Consider the following 2,702-nt stretch of genomic DNA (forward strand, 5'->3'; position numbering starts at 1 on the left):
GTCCAGCACGGTCTCACCAATAAGGGATAAATCCACCATTTTAACATATACCTCGTGTATGTCCTTGCGTAAACATCTTATCTTTTGGCTTGTAATCTCTAATTCCTGTCGTCTGTGCTGTTCGTTGAGCCAAATATAGACGATGCCGAAAATGACGAATAGTATCAGCACATATCCTGCCGCTATCTTGGTGCGCAGGTGTCTGGTTGCTATTGTTTTCTGTTTCATGCGGGTTACCTCATTTTTTATATTATTCTTTTCTCCTTATTAAAATGCAGCCCACTGACCTTACGGTAGCGGGCTGCGGTGTCTGTATGATGTTACCGGGCACAATACTCCCGCCCGGAATGGGAGTTCCTTTCTTTATTGGGGTTATACTTCGGTTATCTTCCGTTTCGGGCGGAACTTTTCCCGCCCGACGGTTCACTGTTTCTTCAAGGTAGGCAATGCTCCGGTGAGTTCGTAACGCCACTCTGAGCCTGCGTTCTGCAGGGCGGCGTTCATGGCATCAACGGCGTTCTGCCAGGTAACGGTTGTGCCGTCCACCTTCGTGGCTCCGCCGTTGTCATTGTCGGGGAGGCCGCTCCAGTAGCAGGCGGTCACGGTGGCATAGTTTTCTCCCACCACGCCGCCTACATGGATGGTACCGCTTCCGGTACCGCTGACGTTACCCGCGGCATAGCAGGCAATGACGGTGCTGTATGCGTTGGATCCCACCACGCCGCCGGCACAGGCGTTGTTTGGACCGTCATTTTCAACGGTCACGTCGCCCGTGGCATAGCAGGCGGTCAGGGTGGCACCGGAATTCGTTGCACCTGCCACGCCGCCTGCCCGCTGCGTTCCCTTCACTGTGGCCGAGGAACTGCATCCGGTGATGGAACCGCCCTGTTGATAGCCCACCACACCGCCTACGTCGCTACCGCTGACGCTGCCCGACACCGAGCAGTTTTCAATGTTGCCGCCAAAGCTCCATCCCGCCACGCCGCCGACGAACGTGCCACTTGTTATGTTTATTTCTGTCAGCACCACGTTCTTCACCGTGCCTTTGATGAAGCCGAACAGACCCGTATATCGGTCACTTCCCGTAACGGTCAGCCCCGTGATGGTCTTGCCATTGCCGTCGAAGGTGCCGGTGTATGCTTTGTTATCATCTTTGCCTATCGGTGTCCAGTCGATGCCCTTCAGGTCGATGTCGGCCGTCAGGGTGATATTGATGCCTAACTTCCATTCTTCGTTCACCAGCTTGGCGATGTTCTTCAGGCCCTCGGCGGAGGTCACGGTGTAGTTGCCCTGTCCGTCGTCGGTATATCCCTTGTCCTTGTTCAGCGTGATGTTGTAGAACTTGCCCGCTTCGGGGGTGATGGCGGCAGAGAGGTTGCGTTCCTCGGTGCCGTTTGCCTGCAGCTTGGTTATTGTGTAGCCGGGCACCACGTTCGCCTCCCAGCAAGTGATGGTTGCGCCGTTTTCGGTATATTCGCACTTCTTCATCTTTATCCAGCCCTCGTCTGTGCCTTGCACTACTTTCCCTTTTTCATAAGTGCATTGGGTGTAGGTATAGAGCTGGAGGCTCTGCACCTCGCCGAGTGCATTGTTCGAAGGCGTGACGCGCACCTTGGTCAGCTGGTGGGTAAAGGTCAGCTTGACGGGTGTCAGGTAGTCGCCCGTGCCCGTACCGCTCAGCAGGTAGGCAAGACCGTTAATCTGCTGGTCGCTGAGGTCGAGGGTGCCGCCCGTGGCGGGGTACCAGGCGGTGACGGTGTGGCCCTCGTCCCTGTCGCTCCAATACAGGGGTGTTTCGGCTTCGGCGGAGCCGTCGTTCTGCACGGTGTAGGTGCCGACCTCTCCCTCGCCGTCTATCTGCACGGCGAACTTGTCGTCCGCGTCGAACGTGCTGCTTTTGCCGTCCCCGTCCTCGCTGACGCGCGTCGCCGGTGCGCCCCAGGGCTGCGCCTCGCCGCCCTCCACTCCGAGGGTGATGCGGGCTATCTCCAGCGGGTATTGTCCTTCGGGCAGACGGTCGCCGTCCGCCAGTTCGTCCTTCGTGCAGGCAGCCGTGGCAAGGAGCAGCGCGGCTGCGGCGAGAAGTATCCGGATGGAATGTCTTTTCTTCATATCGTGATGTTTTTTATTTGTTTTCGTTTTGTGCTGCCGCCGCCTGCGAAGGCGGCCGTCGCACCATAATATCTATGGGCAGCTCCGGCTTGACGCATGCGCCGGGGCAGCGGTATGTGGGGCTTACAGCGTGATGCTTACATTGTTCGTTTCTCCGGGTTCCCACGGGGTAATCTCCGGTTCTTCCACCGTGATGCCCTTGTTGCTGAGCGTTATGTTGTAGGTGTAGGCATAGCCTGCGGAGAACTGATTCGCTACGGGCTTGGATGGATTCGGCAGCGTGGCTGTGTATTCCACGCCGTTGTACACCACACTCAGGTTAAGGGGCGTTGTAAAATCCAATGTCTGCGGGAAAATGAAGAGTTGCGAGGTGGTGGCGCCGTCGTCAAACCACATGGTAATCGGCGAGGGATAGTTGACAGTCAGGGCGGTTTCACCGGTAGTGGTGTTGAAAGTGCCTACAGTCTTCAGACCCTCTAATATGCAGTGTTTAAGAATTTTTTCGCTGAAGTCAACGCCTTCGCCCTCCAAAAAATTGAACTTGACGAGGCTCATGCAGTGCTTGAACGCATGCTCGCCGGTGAAGCTCA

At 56.4% G+C, this 2,702-nt stretch carries 2 protein-coding genes and 1 pseudogene; all 3 read right to left on the reverse strand.

Going from position 1 to position 2,702, the window contains the following annotated elements; translation table 11 throughout:
* Positions 1-228: pseudogene (locus B5F71_RS19135) on the reverse strand (histidine kinase); the annotation flags it as partial.
* A gap of 195 nt (positions 229-423) precedes the next feature.
* Positions 424-2,112 (reverse strand): GLUG motif-containing protein, encoded by a 1,689-nt coding sequence (locus tag B5F71_RS19140; RefSeq protein ID WP_087213512.1) that lies wholly within the window; start codon positions 2,110-2,112, stop codon positions 424-426.
* 123 nt (positions 2,113-2,235) lie between these two features.
* The coding region (locus tag B5F71_RS19145) for a fimbrillin family protein (RefSeq protein WP_143269950.1) at positions 2,236-2,702 on the reverse strand (467 nt) is incomplete at its 5' end.

The organism is Bacteroides sp. An269 (assembly GCF_002159755.1).
Taxonomy (GTDB): Bacteria; Bacteroidota; Bacteroidia; order Bacteroidales; family Bacteroidaceae; genus Phocaeicola; species Phocaeicola intestinalis.